Genomic DNA, 15,343 nt, shown 5'->3' on the forward strand with positions numbered 1-15,343 from the left:
GACTAAAACATCGAAAAAATTAGTAGGAAGAGTTAACTGTAGTAAGTAAGTACTGCACGGTATTGTAAGTTGGCGTCTTTCCAACCACTAATCCGTGACTTTTTACCTTCGTAGGCTACAAACCAAGGTAATGTTATTGGCGGTTCAAGGGGTTGTAAGTAAAGTTGGCGCGCAAGGCTAGGTACAAAAAACTCAAATATTGCCACATAACTTGGCTCAACTTGGCTTTGATACAGAAATAGCGATGAATTACTCGCTGAAAAGCGTGGCTGTAAAGACTCAAACCCCGCGCCTTCTGTTTGTTGATCAGCCGCCGCAATTGGTACCTTCTTGGTAAAAGGGGTGATATCTGATACTGCAGTATCAAATACCTTAACCTCTAAAGCACTCAAATCAGATAACATCGCCGACTGAAAAAAAGCGGTAGGCTGGCTCACATTAGCCTCAGCGTTGCTCACAGCATTAGCCTGCACACTAAAAAGTGCAGTAAACAGCAGTAATACAGTAAGGACTAAGCGAAAACGGATCATTTTATTATCTAAATAGTAAGCTGGTATTATAAATGGGGAGTAATTGCCCTATTTCAATAGCTAATTTGCAATTGAACAAAAAAAACCGCAAGTAAAACTACTTACGGCCAAAAATCACAGTCGATAATTAAGCGACTTCAAGTGAGGACATGTCAATGACATAACGATGAGACAAGTCACCTTCTTTTAAGCGTTCAAAAGCCTGATTAATGTCTGCCATATTGATCATCTCTACTTCCGGTAAAATATTATGCAGCGCACAGAAATTAAGAATTTCTTGAGTTTGTGCAATACCACCAATCAAAGAGCCAGCCACGCGGCGACGCCCCAATAATAATGGCACCGAGTTTGATTCAGCCATCTCACCCACTTGTCCGACTAATACTTGAGTACCATCAATATCTAATAGGGGCATATAAGGGGTAAAGTCATGCTTAACTGGAATAGTATTAATGATCACATCAAACTGATTAGCGTATGCTTTCATGGCTTGTTCGTCTTTAGATACCAGTAAACCTTCAGCGCCATATTCCAACGCTTGCTGTTTTTTATCATCTGATCGACTAATAGCTGTCACATGGGCACCCATTGCCGCAGCGATTTTAATTGCCATATGACCTAACCCACCTAAGCCAATAACGCCAACTCGGCTACCAGGCCCGACATTAAAAGTACGTAGCGGCGAATACGTGGTAATACCCGCGCATAAAATTGGCGCACACTTAGCAAGATCAAGTGATTCTGGAACGTTTAAAACAAACTCTTCGCGCACTACAATGTGTTTGGCGTAGCCACCTTTGGTTGATTCACCAGTGATACGATCTTTTCCTGAATAAGTTCCGACCATGCCTTCGCGACAAAATTGCTCTTCGCCTTTGTGGCATTGGTCACACTCAAGGCAGCTATCAACCATACAACCAACTGCTACATTATCGCCAACTTTGTATTTAGTCACTTTGCTGCCAACCTCAGTGACACGACCTACAATCTCATGTCCTGGTAAAATTGGGTAACTGGTGCCACCCCAATCATTATTTACGGTATGAAGATCTGAATGGCACACCCCGCAATATAAGATTTCAATCGCAACATCTTCATCGCGCAAATCGCGTCTTTCAAAATGAAATGGCTCTAATGGCGTATTAGCTTGATGTGCTGCGTATCCGATAGTTTTCATCTGCTTTCCCTTCTATGTTAAAAACTGAGTTTAATTAACCACTCTAAAACATTGTCTTAAGCTGCCTAAACTGTACTATGTGCTGTTAGTAGTATAGCCCTAGATACAAACTGTTAAAGTTTATACTCTAGGCTACTAGAAAAAGTTTAATGCAGACTTAATAGAGTTAGAGAAAATATGCGCGGAATGGGTAAACAAGAAGCAATAAAACATCATGATGCGATGAATTTAAAGCAAAGCATTGTCACCTTGTGGCCTTACTTGGTTGCTTTTAAAGGCCGTGTAACACTTGCAACGCTGGCATTGATCGCCGCAAAGGGTGCCACTTTATTGATGCCATGGGCGCTGAAAGAAATAATCGACAGTGTTGATCCAAGTTTACAAAATATAGTCATCGTACCCATAGCTTTACTGTTACTGTATGGCGGACTACGTTTTGCGAGTGTGTTTTTTGGTGAAGTACGTGATGCGTTGTTTGGTCGTGTAACTGAACATGCTATGCGCCATATTGGCCTAAAAGTATTTAATCACCTACACAGCCTTGAGTTGTCGTTTCATCTTGATAGGCAAACTGGCGGCATTAGCCGTGATATAGAGCGTGGCACCAGTGGCTTAAGCTTCTTAATGCGCTTTTTAATGTTCAATATTGTGCCAACTTTATTTGAAATAGCCGTAGTTGCGATTATTTTTGCAACTTTATTTTCGCCGTGGTTTGCCGTAGTTACCCTGCTTGCAGTGGCTTTATATATTACCTTCACGGTTGTTGTAACACAGTGGCGCAACCGCTTTATTCGCGAAGCAAACCAAGCCGATAATAATAGTAACAGCCGTGCTATTGACAGCTTACTTAATTATGAAACCGTTAAATATTTTAATAATGAAAAGCATGAAGCACAAACATATGATGGCTTTTTAGCTAGTTGGGAGCAAGCCCGGCTTAAAAACCGCTTATCGTTGCTTGCCCTTAATTCAGGTCAAGCCTTGATCATAGCAGCAGCGATCACCGCTTTAATGTGGCTTGCTAGTATTGAAGTGGTTAAAGGCACACTCTCTATTGGTGAGTTGGCAATGATCAACGCCTATATGATCCAATTATTTTTACCGCTCAATTTTTTAGGCTTTGTCTATCGAGAAATTCGCCGCGCCTTAACTGACCTTGAAAATATGCTCGGACTATTAACCCGTAAACCACTCATTTCAGATAAAGCCAATGCGCAACAGCTCAATATACAACACGCTGATATAGAATTTAAAAACGTTAACTTTGGCTACCACCCATCAAGGCCTATCATTAAGCAGCTTAGTTTTTCTATAAAAGCAGGCAGTAAAGTCGCGGTGGTGGGCGCCAGCGGTGCAGGAAAAAGCACCCTAGCCCGTTTACTGTATCGCTTTTATGATATTGACAGCGGTGAAATACATATTGATGGTCAACAACTTACTAGCGTCACACTCAACAGCTTGCGACAAGCGATTGCCATTGTGCCACAAGATACTGTGTTATTTAATACCAGCATTCGCGACAACATTGCTTATGGCCGTCCAGACGCTACAGCACAAGACATTGATAATGCTATTAATATGGCCCATTTACGCAGCTTTATTGATAGTTTAGATAAAGGTGATCAAACCCTCGTTGGTGAACGAGGTTTAAAAGTTTCAGGCGGTGAAAAACAACGCATTGCCATAGCCCGAGCCATTTTAAAACGCTCTCCTATTATTATTTTTGACGAAGCAACCTCAGCGCTAGACTCTCATTCCGAGCAAGCAATATTAAAAGCCATGTCTGCACTGGCCTCTAATCATACCAGTTTAGTTATTGCCCATCGCTTATCAACAATAACAGATGCAGACACGATTATTGTGCTCAAAGAGGGTCAGCTGATCGAGCAAGGCAAACATGATGAGTTACTTACCCTCAATGGTGAATATGCGCGCATGTGGGAACTTCAACAAAAAACAGCATAAACATGGAGACTCGTCTTCGGCGCGGGATACACACTGTATGCCGCGTAGTTTGTTGTTTCACCTAACTGAGAAGTAATTCACCTCAAAAGTTTGTCTGTTTTTAGGTTATCAATAACAATCTGAGTTAGAAAACGTGCAATAAAAATAATTAAATTACATTCAGGGGAAGTCCAATGAAAAAAACACTTATTGCAGCAACACTTGCTGCCACATTTCTGACCGGCTGTTCAGAGCCTAAAACAACACAAGCGCAACAGCCTAGTACCGAAACCCAGACAGCAAAAGCTGAATTAGGTAGCTTTGGGGTAGATTTAACAGCCCGCAATGAAGCCATAAAACCAGGTGATGACTTTTTCATGTACGCCAGTGGCACATGGTATGACAACTACGTTATGCCTGCCGATAAAACTCGCTACGGTGCATTTGCAGGATTGGCAGAACGTAGCGAAGAGCGTGTTAAGGCAATTATTGAAGAGATCGCAGCCCGTAAAGATTTAAATACTGAAGAAAAGTTAGTTGCCGATTTCTATAACGCATATATGGATACAGATACCCTTAATAAGCTTGGTGTGTCACCAATTAAACCACTACTAACGGAAATTAGTAACGTTTCATCAACCGATGATCTAACCAAATTATTTGGCCAATCGTGGTTAACGGGCGTTAACTCGCCTATTGGTGGTGGCATGTGGTTTAACCGCTTAGACCCAAATAAATATGAAATGTCATTAGGCGCTGGCGGCTTAGGTTTACCAGATCGTTCTTACTACCTTGAAGATTCTGAACGTTTTGTTAAAACTCGTACTGCTTATGTAGCCCATATCGCCGACATGCTTAAATTTGCAGGTGTTGACAATACAACTGAACGTGCTGAGGCAATTTTAGCCCTTGAAACCAAAATAGCACAAGGCCACTGGCCACGAGAAAAACGTCGTAACCGCGACCTTACCCTAAATCAAATCGAACGCAGCGAGCTGAGCTCTAGCTACCCTGATTTTAATTGGGATCTGTATTTTGAACAAACAGGATACCAAGTACCACAGTTAAATGTATCGCAACCAGAGCCGGTCAAAGCAATGATTGCATTGATCAATCAAGAAGATGTTACTGTATGGAAAGATTACTTAACCTATCACGCACTAAGCTCTAATGCAGAACTACTGTCTGAAGATGTATTCAATACTAACTTCGCATTTTACGGAAAAGAGCTAAATGGCCAGCAAGAGCCACGCCCACGCTGGAAACGCGCTATCAGCCAAATGTCGAGCACTGATTCATTAGGTTTTGCCATTGGTAAAGTGTATGTAGCACGCTACTTCCCTGAATCATCAAAACAACAAATGTCAGCATTGGTAGAAAACCTGCGAACGGCTCTGGGCGAACGTATTGACAACCTAGACTGGATGGGCGCAGAAACGAAAGTAAATGCCCGCGCTAAACTCGCTGCGTTTGTGCCTAAAATTGGCTATCCCGATGTATGGCAATCATTTGATGGTTTAAGCATAAGTAGCAATGATTTGATGGGCAACATCAAAAATACCCGCGAGTTTTTCCGAGCTGAAAGCGCTGCAAAAGAATTGCAAAAAACCGACCGTAACCGCTGGGGCATGACACCACAACGTGTTAACGCTTACTACAACAGTTCGTTTAACGAAATTGTATTCCCTGCAGCAATTCTACAACCACCATTTTTCGATCCTAATGCCGATCCGGCAGTAAACTATGGTGGCATTGGTGCCGTGATTGGTCATGAAATGGGCCATGGTTTTGACGATCAAGGCTCTAAATCAGATGCTAACGGCGTACAACGTAACTGGTGGACGGATGCCGATCGTGCTGCATTTGATGCCAAAGCCGACCAACTTGCTGCACAATACAGTCAATACGAGCCAATCCCTGGTAACTTCGTTAATGGTCGTAATAGCTTAGGTGAAAACATCGGTGACGTGGGTGGGTTAGCAATGGCTTATCACGCTTACAAACTCAGCCTAAACGGTAAAGAAGCGCCTATTATTGACGGCCTTACGGGCGATCAACGGTTCTTCCTCGCCTGGGCACAAGTATGGAAAGAAAAACGCACTGAGCAAAGCATGTTAAACCAGCTTCGTGGTGGCACACATGCACCCGGTCGCTTTAGAGCACAAGCACCACGTAACCACGATGCATGGTACAAAGCATTCAATGTACAACCGGGTGATGCCTTGTATTTACCAGAAGATCAACGCGTACGTATTTGGTAATAACCCGATACATTTCGATTGAAAATATAACCCGCAACTGCGGGTTATATTTTTTGTGCTGCTTGCTCACTCAAAGCAACTTTAATTCCCACTGAATTCTGTATTTCCAAGCGAGTTGGGTATAGAATACGGCACTACAAAATTTATACTTTTAAAAACATATTTAAGGCGAAACGCAGATGGGAAGAGCTTACCAAAACAAAAAAGATTCAATGGCTAAGACTGCGGGTGCTAAAACTAAAGTTTACTCAAAGTACGGTAAAGAAATTTATATTTGCGCAAAAAATGGTGGTATTGATCCCGATGGCAACCTATCGCTACGTCGTTTAATTGAACGCGCTAAAAAAGATCAAGTACCAGCACACGTAATTGACCGCGCAATTGATAAAGCCAAAGGCGGCGGCGGTGAAGACTACTCAGCAACTCGTTACGAAGGCTATGGCCCTGGTAACTGCATGATCATTGTTGATTGCTTAACTGACAACAACAAACGTACCTTTGCTGATGTACGTGTATGTTTTACTAAAGCAAACGCTAAAATTGGTGCACAAAACTCGGTATCTCACCTATTTGATCATTTGGCTATTTTTGTATTTGATGGCGATGATGACGAAGCCGTGCTTGAAGCACTAATGATGGCTGACGTTGATGTTACTGACGTAGAAGTTGAAGCCGGCAAAGTCACTGTTTTTGCTCCGCATACTGAGTACAACAACACCCGTACCGCACTTGAAGAAATGGGCGTTACTGAGTTTGATGAAGATTTGATCTCTTTTGTGCCGCAAGTTGAAGCACCAATTGCAGGCGAAGACGTAGAAGTAATGGAACGCTTTTTAGCGATGCTTGAAGATTGTGACGACGTACAAAACGTGTATCACAACGCACAATTTTAATTTTATTGACTAAAATTATGACTAAGGCCAACTTGATTGGCCTTTTTATTTTCTTATTGTTAAACCCCTAAATAAATGGATTTGTATTTTGAATACCGTTGAACAGCTTCGTAGTGGTAAATTAGCTGGCACTAAACGTTTACAGCTAGTTGAAGAGCTAACCACATTCCCAGACGAAATTTTTACCCTTGCAGATACCCTCGAAGTACTCGATTTATCAAATAATAACTTATCTGATTTGCCCGACGAATTTGCTAGTTTAACTAAATTAAAGCGGGTGTTTTTATCATTCAATCAGTTCCAGCATGTTCCTGCTGTATTGGCAAAATGCCCTTCCCTTATTATGATTGCATTTAAAGGCAATAAAATCAGTGAATTTGCCGAGCATAGTTTGCCGCTTTCGACACAATGGTTAATTTTAACTGACAACCATATTGAACAATTGCCAGACTCTTTTGGTGAACTTACGCAACTGCGTAAACTTGCCCTTGCTGGTAATCGACTAACGACTTTGCCACACAGCATGCAGCAGTGCCAAGCGCTTGAACTCGTGCGTTTATCTGCGAATAACTTAACTGATGTTAATGACTGGCTGTTTGAATTACCAAAACTCAGTTGGCTGGCTTTTGCAGGCAATGACTTTAATAAAGCACAAAGTTTACAACAAGTTCAATTAGCAGCCATACAACTAAACGAGTTTTCACTTGTTGAAAAAATTGGTGAAGGTGCGTCTGGGATTATTCACTTAGCACAGTGGCAGCACAATAATGTGGCGTTAAAACTGTTTAAAGGCGCGATCACCAGTGATGGCTATCCACTTGATGAAGTAAACTGTTGCTTGCAAGCGGGCGAACATAAAAACCTAATAAACGTTCTCGCCTATATCGATAACCCAGAGCAACTTGGTCTGGTTATGGAGCTTATCAGCAAGGACTATCAAAACCTCGGCTTACCGCCGTCACTTGATACTTGCACCCGCGATACCTTTTTTGAGCATACACAGTTTACTGCTCACGCCATTAAACACATAGCTAAGCAAATGGTCAGCACCCTTGCCCACTTACATATCAACAACGTAAGTCATGGCGATGTATATGCGCACAACACCATGATAAACGATGAATACACAGTATTGTTTGGTGACTTTGGCGCAGCAACTAACTTAGACTCTCTGACCGACTATCAGCGCCAACAAATGCAGCGTATTGAAGTCAGAGCGATTGGCTGCTTAATTGATGATTTACTGAGCGTGTGTTCTGAAGTTACGAGCGATGCAACACAGCTAAGAAAACTTGCTCAACAATGTATGAATGCAGATATGAGCCAACGACCAACTCTTAAAGCACTAATAGAAAAACTATAACTTTTATGCGCGACTCTACCTCTGAGTCGTGCTTTACCGCCTTGCTTTGCTACATAGCTATAAAATAAAACTGAATATAAATAAGCCTTGGTCTACTTATATGGCTTTCGTGTCTGGTATGCTTTTATAATATCAGTAATTTTACTGAGCTTTGGTCAAACTAATTCACCCAAAGCTCAGTTGGTTAATAAAATAGCGTTAATCAAGCGTTATTGTAATGACTTCGTTGGCAAATTCGCTATACACCACAAGGTGTTTTTCAGAAATAGTCTCAAAATGAAAGTCTTTCATTGAATAACTTTCCCATGACACATCAGCTTTGATCAAATACTCTTTATCCGCTGATAGGGCCCACAGTTGCCCCGTAGATTGATTAGATGACGCATCACCTACATAAACCAATAAATAGCCTTGTTCACTCACAATAGGAGTTATTTTTTTAGTATTACTTCGTGCATAACTCGCAATTGTGCGCCATGTTTCATTATAAACTCTGATCGGTTGAGTGGTATTTAACCGTGATTGCAATTGCAATTCTGACTGCTCTGTACCAGCCTTACGTAAATATTTAAGCACGGCATATTTTATCGATGCTGTCTCAACAAAATCACCCGCTAGTAAAGTATCTAAGTCGCCGCCAATCCAATCAGGAGTTGTTTGTCTTAACGCGGTTAAATCGAATGCAGTACTTGTCTCTACTTGTTCTCGTGTAAATTTAAACTGTTCAATGCCACTGTCTTGGTTTGTAAATAAAAACTGGTTATTACCATTTTGCCAAATAGTAGCACTGCGTACATTATTCAATGAAAACACAGCGTCATCGCGCGCACTTGGTATAACGTCCATTACATTTATAAGCAACTGCTCATCAGTACCAAAACCTAGACCAAATGTGATGTCATCATATTCAAAAAAAGGTGTATGACTAAATGTAGTGATCTGCTTACTCAATACAGTTTTCCCTCGGATCTGAGCATTTATTATCTGTATATACGATTTTGATGAAACCTCATTATTATCTTCAAGCGCTAGATAAAGGTCTTGATTATTTGCAATAAATTCACTTTGCAAAACCCCATCGTTGATTAGGTTAGATACTGCTTTCCATTTACCACTTTGCCAACTATAAACACCATCAGGAAAAGACGTTAACGCAAATAGTTTACCGCCTGAAATAGCTAGACCTGAAGCGTTAATATCATGGATTTTATAATTACCTAATTGGCCGTTATTAAAAGAGGCTGAGTGTAATTTGTATTGCGTAGAGGCGCCTTCAGTAATAAACCAAACTTGCTCATCAAACCATAAATATTCAGATTCAATTAACAGCTCTTTGTCGGGGTTATCAAACAATAATTGCTTTTCTTGTTCACTAAACACCAAATATAATTTACGTTTTTCATACACCACAGTATAAGGACGACAAGCTACTTTAAACTTAAGATTAGAGATGTCATCAACTTCGCAAATCTGTGGCCCACCAAGCGCTGTAATTTCAGGCTCAATCATTGTAAGTGGTGGAACCGAGACCGGAGAGTCTTTTAACTGAATACTTTGCTCGCCATAACGAATAGTTACAGGGTATGAATAAGGGGTTGTTTGTGCAAAAGTCACCTGAGAAGATACACATTTAACAGCAAGACTATAATTCAACGTTGTTGTATTGCTCAGCTGTGTGTCGCACGTGATACTTTCTGGTATAGCTAATAAGGTTGGTTGTACAAATGTTTTTGACGTTGCGCTCAGTTCAATAGCCTTGTCTGCAGTAAGCTTCACTTTGTTATCCATCCATGACACTTCAAGTCCTGCGGCAACACCATTGGCTGTTATTTTGAGCGTAAACGTTTGCTCTGAAATAGCAGGTGGCTTTGTGTCTTGACTGTCTCCAGAAGAGCCACCGCATCCACTTGCAGCTAAAATAGATAAGCTCGTTAATAATAATTTAAATTGCAAAATAGAATCCTTGTGTTTAATTAGTTTCAAAAAAGTCGCTAGTAATACATATTCCTTCAGTTATCAATTATTACTACCAGTACCTTTTTTAGCAATATATTTTTTTGTTATTATCTGTCCATACCAATACTCGATAAAATATGACTACTATCGAAAACACTAAATTCAAAGGATTCCCATATCGCGACTATTTTTGCTTTTTAAACGGGAACAGCTGCTGTTTTAACATCCCAGTTGGTACATAGTCCCCGACTACGCCATAAGCTTCTGGCCATTCTTGTTGGCCTTTTACGGCTGTGCCAAAAACATAATCTAACAATGAAAAGTGCGCAGCATAATTACGGTCAATGGCCGCTTTATCTGAAGAGTGATGCCAATGATGAAACTGTGGCGTAACCAATAAATATTTCAACCAACCAAATTTCACCCGTACATTGGCATGGTTAAATACCGCCTGAAAACCCACGATTATCACATATAAGCTGATCACTTGTTGCGAAAAACCCAGCACGAAAATAGGCGTAAGTACTAGACTGCGCGTCACTAAAATCTCTAAAATGTGCTGGCGAGAGCCTGCAAGCCAGTCCATTTCTTTTGCACTGTGATGAATACCATGAAAACGCCATAAATAAGGCACTTCATGATAAGCGCGGTGTACAAAGTACTGCATCAAATCAGCGACTAAAATAATTAACAGCACTTGCAATATAAAAGGTAATTGACTGATGTAGCCCTGCACAGTGCTTGACACTGCCCAACCAAAACCATAGTGCACAAAGTGATTAGTCACTAATAACACAAACCCAATAATCAAATGGTTAACAAAAAAGTGGTTTAGATCACCGCGCCATTCACTGCGTAATATCTTTTGTTCTTTGCGGTGCGGTAACAGCTTTTCAATGAGAATAAATATTAAGGTTGAACCCAATAAATCTAATATAAACCAGTCTAGGCCTATATAGGGTGTGTTATCAGCAAAATCATTCACCTCAACATTAGGGCCGCCAAACGCAATGGCCAGCACAATAAAAAACCACGCAGTTGCACCTAAACGTTTATTTTTGTTACGTACAAAGTTAAGTAATCCCAAACTACCGGCCACGATAAGCCCACCAAACATCAGTTGACGTAAAAATTCTACACTGTAGCTCTTTCTCAGTTCCGGTGTGGTTAAATATTCTGGAAAATGAAAGGCGAGCACGCCTAAACAAGACAGCATCGCTAAAAAGCAGCCGATATAACCGCTAATATTACCTTCACCTATTTGTAGGTGGTTAGTACGGAACAGGTGAGTTTTTAGAGTATTTTTCATTAGTAATTCCTTTTATACCAATCGTGTTAAGTTACTGACCATTTATAGCGACAGATAAATACAGTGATAACAAGGCGTAAATTTTGACATGTAGTTGTTCTACATGAAAATCATAACGCAGTTAGCGCTTTATTTAGCTCGCTAGAATGGTTAAATATTTAAGTCGATTGGTATTAAAACAGCTCGCAGAATACCATATCTACAGCCCAGCGCTAGACACAAAAAAGCCGCGATAGTCGCGGCTTGGTTGGATAAAGCTAAATTTTTACGTGGTACTTATTACAAGTACTGACCTAACGCTTTAACTTGGTCTAACATGCGGTTTGAGAACCCCCATTCGTTATCATACCAAGCCATCACTTTAACTAGTTTGCCATCAGCTTTCGTTTGCGTAGAATCAAAGATTGACGACGCTGGGTTATGGTTAAAGTCAATAGAAACAAGCGGTAGCTCGTTGTATTGTAAAATATCTTTCATAGAACCAACAGATGCTGCTTTCATGATTTCATTGATTTCTGTAGCAGTTGTTTCACGCTTTGTAATAAACGTAAAATCAACCAATGATACGTTGATTGTAGGTACACGAACTGACATACCATCAAGTTTACCAGCAAGCTCAGGTAACACTAAACCAACCGCTTTAGCAGCACCAGTTTTAGTTGGGATCATTGACTGCGTTGCACTTCGCGCTCGATACAGATCAGGATGATAAACGTCTGACAAGTTTTGGTCATTAGTGTAAGCATGGATTGTCGTCATGCTACCTTGCTCAATACCGACTGTATCGTTAATTGCTTTGGCAATTGGTGCTAAACAGTTAGTTGTACATGAAGCATTAGAAATAATGTTGCTATCTGCAGTGATCACATCACTGTTTACACCGTGAACAACAGTTGCATCTAAATCAGTACCAGGGGCTGAAACGATTACTTTTTTCGCGCCCGCTGTAATATGTTTTGCAGCATCTTCACGCTTAGTGAAAAAACCCGTACATTCTAAAACGATATCAACGTTTAATGCTTTCCATGGTAGGTTAGCTGGATCGCGTTCTTGGGTAAGAGTAATAACGTCGTCGCCAATCAGCATGGTGTTATCAGCAAGCGTTACTTTATGAGAAAATTGCCCATGCACTGAATCATATTGTGTTAAATGTGCATTAACATTAGCGGGTGCTAAGTCGTTAATTGCGACAATTTTAATTTCATTATTTTGTGCAGACTCATAAAGCGCGCGTAGAACATTGCGACCGATACGGCCATAGCCATTAATTGCTACATTAATCATTTCAAAACTCCACTTAAATTATTTAACTTCACTTGCTTGGCGAGCAAGCGCTTCAATGGCTTGCCAGTCTTTATTTTCAATTAGTTGTTTATCTAGCATCCAGGTACCACCAACACAAATAACATTGCTAAGTGCTAAGTAACTTGGCGCTGTTGCTAGGCTAATGCCACCGGTTGGACAAAATGTTACTTGTGGTAATGGCCCACCAATCGATTTAAGCATTGCTGTTCCACCTGCAGCTTCTGCTGGAAAAAACTTTAAAAACTTAAATCCGTGACTGGCTAATTTCATCACTTCACTTGGCGTTGCGGCGCCCGGTAGAAATGGAATATCAGTGCCTTTTGCCAGTGCTAAAAGTTCATCATTTACGCCTGGGCTCACCATAAAATCAGCACCTGCGGCAACTGATGCATCAAAGCTTGCTTTATCTACCACAGTCCCGGTGCCAACATAGGCTTCTGGTACTTCGGCTTTCATTAGCTTTACAGCTTCTGCAGCAATCGGTGTACGCAGTGTAATTTCAAGTGCTTTTAGACCGCCGTTATATAGCGCTCTTGCTAGTGGCGCTGCATCTTCTAAATTATCAATTACCACCACTGGCACTACCGGTGCCGATGATAATATTTTTTCTATGCTCATAGTGTGTTCCTCATACCCAGTTTGGCGAATTATTATTCTATTCCAAAGGCGCTAGCGCCCATGTCTGCGCTACTTACGATATTTCTAAATCCGGTGAACAACTCTCGGCCCGTACCAAACGTTAAGCTAGGTACGCTAAGTTGTAATTCACGTTGTGCTAATTCTTCATCACTTACATGTACTTTTAAGATACCTGCTGGTGCATCAAGAGTAATTAAATCACCTTCCTGAATCTTAGCAATAATGCCGCCTTCAACAGCCTCTGGTGCTAAGTGGATTGCCGCTGGCACTTTACCTGATGCGCCTGACATACGACCATCAGTTACGATCGCTACTTTGTAACCTTCATCTTGCAAGGTTGCCATTACTGGCGTGAGCTTATGCAGCTCTGGCATGCCTTTAGCTTTCGGACCTTGCTCTTTCAGTACAGCAATAAAGTCTTGGTTTAGCTCACCGCGTGTATAGGCTTCTTGTAATGCACTTTGTGAAGCAAAAACTTTTGCTGGTGCTGTAACAACTTGATGTTCAACTGCAACCGCAGACACTTTGATCACGGCTTTACCTAAGTTACCAGTTAGTAACTGTAAGCCACCTTGTTTACTGAATGGGTTGTCAATTGGACGAAGTACATCTTCGTCTAATGAATTCTCTGGACACGGTACCCATTTAACTTTGCTTGGGCCTGTTGCGCTCGTCATGATCAGGTTACTGTCAGTATCTAAACGTGGTTCTTGGGTATACGCCTCGAGACCTTCGCCAACAATAGTTTTAACGTCATTGTGCAAGAACCCTGCACCAACGAGTTCTCTCATAAGGAAACCCATGCCGCCGGCTGCTTGGAAATGATTTACATCAGCAGAACCATTTGGATAAATACGTGTTAGCAGTGGCACCACTTCTGATAAATCCGACATATCTTTCCATGTCAGCTCAACGCCTGCCGCTTTGGCAATTGCCACTAAGTGGATTGCATGATTCGTAGAGCCACCCGTTGCTAACAAACCAACTAAACCATTAATAATGGTTTTTTCAGTTACAACATCCGCTAAGCAATTAGCATCTTTTCTTTGAATCAATTGTTTAAGCATGGTTTCTACCGCATTACCGGTTAAACCATCACGCAATTCTGTATATGGATTGATGAACGAGCTACCAGGAAGGTGCAAGCCCATAATTTCCATCAACATTTGGTTACTGTTTGCAGTACCGTAAAACGTACAAGTACCCGCGCTGTGATAAGACGCACTCTCCGCTTCTAAAAGCTCATCACGGCTTACTAAGCCTTGAGCAAACTTTTGACGAATACGGGCTTTTTCTTTATTTGGAATGCCTGACTGCATCGGGCCTGCTGGCAAAAAGTACACCGGTAGATGACCAAATGATAAAGCACCAATTAATAGACCAGGGACAATTTTGTCACACACGCCTAAGCAAAATACGCCATCAAACACATCGTGTGATAATGAAATAGCTGTCGACATCGCAATTACATCACGAGAAAAAAGTGATAACTCCATGCCATCACGGCCCTGAGTTACGCCATCACACATGGCTGGCACGCCGCCTGCAACTTGAGCTGTGGCATCGTACTTTGTAGCAATATCTTTAATTAAATCTGGATAATCTTTGTATGGCACGTGCGCAGATAGCATATCGTTATATGAATTGATAATCGCTAAGTTTGGTTGCTCATCAGCTTTTAAACGTGCTTTATCATCACTGCTACACGCAGCCATAACATGGGCGATATTGCCACAACCTAAACCAGAACGAACTCTTGTTTGTTTTTTTGCATGATTGATGCGTTCTAAATAGGCTTGGCGAGTAGCTTTACTGCGTTCAATGACGCGTTCGGTGACTTCTTGAATACGAGGATGTAACATAAAATTCGACTCATCTCTAAGGTTAGAGGATAAAGGCTCAGTGGCAAGTGCATACTCCACGAATGAACTTGCACTGAGCATCTTTGATTTACCCGTTCAAAGGT

Annotated in this window: 11 protein-coding genes; 4 read left to right on the forward strand and 7 right to left on the reverse strand. The window is 41.2% G+C overall.

Going from position 1 to position 15,343, the window contains the following annotated elements; genetic code table 11:
- Positions 1-32 precede the first annotated feature (32 nt).
- Positions 33-530: a hypothetical protein gene (locus PVK79_RS16020; protein ID WP_257326162.1), complete on the reverse strand. Its 498-nt coding sequence runs from the start codon at positions 528-530 to the stop codon at positions 33-35.
- A 127-nt stretch (positions 531-657) separates the two neighbouring features.
- Positions 658-1,707, reverse strand: coding sequence for an NAD(P)-dependent alcohol dehydrogenase (locus PVK79_RS16025; RefSeq protein WP_145233486.1), 1,050 nt, complete (start codon positions 1,705-1,707; stop codon positions 658-660).
- 222 nt (positions 1,708-1,929) lie between these two features.
- On the opposite strand from PVK79_RS16025, the gene PVK79_RS16030 reads away from it, so the two are divergent.
- The 4 genes from PVK79_RS16030 to PVK79_RS16045 all read left to right on the forward strand — a co-directional run bounded on the left by PVK79_RS16030 (position 1,930) and on the right by PVK79_RS16045 (position 8,168).
- The gene (locus PVK79_RS16030) at positions 1,930-3,672 is read left to right on the forward strand and encodes an ABCB family ABC transporter ATP-binding protein/permease (RefSeq protein ID WP_425607895.1); all 1,743 of its coding nucleotides are present in this window, start codon (positions 1,930-1,932) and stop codon (positions 3,670-3,672) included.
- A gap of 173 nt (positions 3,673-3,845) precedes the next feature.
- Entirely contained in the window at positions 3,846-5,912 is a 2,067-nt protein-coding gene (locus PVK79_RS16035; protein ID WP_257326164.1) for a M13 family metallopeptidase, read from the forward strand.
- Positions 5,913-6,091: 179 nt separating this feature from the next.
- Positions 6,092-6,805 carry a YebC/PmpR family DNA-binding transcriptional regulator gene (locus PVK79_RS16040; RefSeq protein ID WP_145233481.1) on the forward strand — a complete coding sequence of 238 codons (714 nt, stop codon included), beginning with the start codon at positions 6,092-6,094 and terminating at the stop codon, positions 6,803-6,805.
- Positions 6,806-6,893: 88 nt separating this feature from the next.
- On the forward strand, positions 6,894-8,168 hold the full coding sequence (locus PVK79_RS16045) for a leucine-rich repeat-containing protein kinase family protein (protein WP_257326165.1): 1,275 nt from the start codon (positions 6,894-6,896) through the stop codon (positions 8,166-8,168).
- 198 nt (positions 8,169-8,366) lie between these two features.
- On the opposite strand, the gene PVK79_RS16050 is transcribed toward PVK79_RS16045, so the two are convergent.
- The 5 genes from PVK79_RS16050 to edd all read right to left on the reverse strand — a co-directional run bounded on the left by PVK79_RS16050 (position 8,367) and on the right by edd (position 15,239).
- Complete coding sequence (locus PVK79_RS16050; RefSeq protein WP_257326166.1) at positions 8,367-10,121, reverse strand: hypothetical protein; 1,755 nt, start codon at positions 10,119-10,121, stop codon at positions 8,367-8,369.
- 187 nt (positions 10,122-10,308) lie between these two features.
- Positions 10,309-11,433 (reverse strand): sterol desaturase family protein, encoded by a 1,125-nt coding sequence (locus PVK79_RS16055; RefSeq protein ID WP_257326167.1) that lies wholly within the window; start codon positions 11,431-11,433, stop codon positions 10,309-10,311.
- Between the two features lie 279 nt (positions 11,434-11,712).
- On the reverse strand, positions 11,713-12,717 hold the full coding sequence (gene gap / locus PVK79_RS16060) for a type I glyceraldehyde-3-phosphate dehydrogenase (RefSeq protein ID WP_145233472.1): 1,005 nt from the start codon (positions 12,715-12,717) through the stop codon (positions 11,713-11,715).
- Positions 12,718-12,735: 18 nt separating this feature from the next.
- Positions 12,736-13,356, reverse strand: a complete 621-nt coding sequence (eda, locus tag PVK79_RS16065) for a bifunctional 4-hydroxy-2-oxoglutarate aldolase/2-dehydro-3-deoxy-phosphogluconate aldolase (RefSeq protein ID WP_145233470.1) — start codon at positions 13,354-13,356, stop codon at positions 12,736-12,738.
- 32 nt (positions 13,357-13,388) lie between these two features.
- Complete coding sequence (gene edd, locus PVK79_RS16070) at positions 13,389-15,239, reverse strand: phosphogluconate dehydratase (RefSeq protein WP_257326168.1); 1,851 nt, start codon at positions 15,237-15,239, stop codon at positions 13,389-13,391.
- Positions 15,240-15,343 lie beyond the last annotated feature (104 nt).

This window comes from Pseudoalteromonas rhizosphaerae, assembly GCF_028885455.1.
GTDB lineage: Bacteria > Pseudomonadota > Gammaproteobacteria > Enterobacterales > Alteromonadaceae > Pseudoalteromonas > Pseudoalteromonas rhizosphaerae.

Bases quoted from the DNA above. Each gene is read 5' to 3' on its own strand.
- PVK79_RS16030 (WP_425607895.1), top strand. From the start codon at position 1,930: ATGAATTTAAAGCAAAGCATTGTCACCTTGTGGCCTTACTTGGTTGCT.
- PVK79_RS16055 (WP_257326167.1), bottom strand. From the start codon at position 11,433: ATGAAAAATACTCTAAAAACTCACCTGTTCCGTACTAACCACCTACAA.
- PVK79_RS16025 (WP_145233486.1), bottom strand. From the start codon at position 1,707: ATGAAAACTATCGGATACGCAGCACATCAAGCTAATACGCCATTAGAG.
- PVK79_RS16035 (WP_257326164.1), top strand. From the start codon at position 3,846: ATGAAAAAAACACTTATTGCAGCAACACTTGCTGCCACATTTCTGACC.
- PVK79_RS16040 (WP_145233481.1), top strand. From the start codon at position 6,092: ATGGGAAGAGCTTACCAAAACAAAAAAGATTCAATGGCTAAGACTGCG.
- PVK79_RS16020 (WP_257326162.1), bottom strand. From the start codon at position 530: ATGATCCGTTTTCGCTTAGTCCTTACTGTATTACTGCTGTTTACTGCA.
- eda (WP_145233470.1), bottom strand. From the start codon at position 13,356: ATGAGCATAGAAAAAATATTATCATCGGCACCGGTAGTGCCAGTGGTG.
- edd (WP_257326168.1), bottom strand. From the start codon at position 15,239: ATGTTACATCCTCGTATTCAAGAAGTCACCGAACGCGTCATTGAACGC.
- gap (WP_145233472.1), bottom strand. From the start codon at position 12,717: ATGATTAATGTAGCAATTAATGGCTATGGCCGTATCGGTCGCAATGTT.